At 62.4% G+C, this 543-nt stretch carries 1 protein-coding gene; it reads left to right on the forward strand.

Annotated elements, in window-relative coordinates:
* Nucleotides 1-543 (forward strand): VCBS domain-containing protein (locus BK662_RS35590; protein WP_259695964.1); only part of this gene is annotated, 543 nt, incomplete at both ends.

A 543-nucleotide genomic window follows, 5' to 3' on the forward strand; every position in this document is an offset into this window, starting at 1 on the left:
AGCTTCACCACCAATCCACTGAGCGACAGCACCGGTACGGGCAGTGGTTCGCTTGGCTGGAACTTTGCGGTGAACAACACCGCGTTGCAGTTCCTCGGCGAAGGCCAGACCCTCACCCAAACCTATAACGTGGCGATCGGCGACGGCGCGGTGCAGACCGTGACTATCACGATTACCGGCACCAACGATCAGGTGCAGATCACCAGCGGCGTGCAAGCCGGCGATGCCAGGGAAGAAAGCGGCGACTACGCGGCCAGCGGCAGCATCGCCTTCACCGACGCCGACCTGATCGACACCCACAGCGTCACCGTCACGCCGGGCGCTTCCGGCTATCTGGGCAGCTTCACCACCAATCCACTGAGCGACAGCACCGGTACGGGCAGTGGTTCGCTGGGCTGGAACTTTGCGGTGAACAACACCGCGTTGCAGTTCCTCGGCGAAGGCCAGACCCTCACCCAAACCTATAACGTGGCGATCGGCGACGGCGCGGTGCAGACCGTGACTATCACGATTACCGGCACCAACGATCAGGTGCAGATCACC

Source organism: Pseudomonas frederiksbergensis, from assembly GCF_003732275.1.
In the GTDB taxonomy this organism is placed as follows: domain Bacteria; phylum Pseudomonadota; class Gammaproteobacteria; order Pseudomonadales; family Pseudomonadaceae; genus Aquipseudomonas; species Aquipseudomonas frederiksbergensis_H.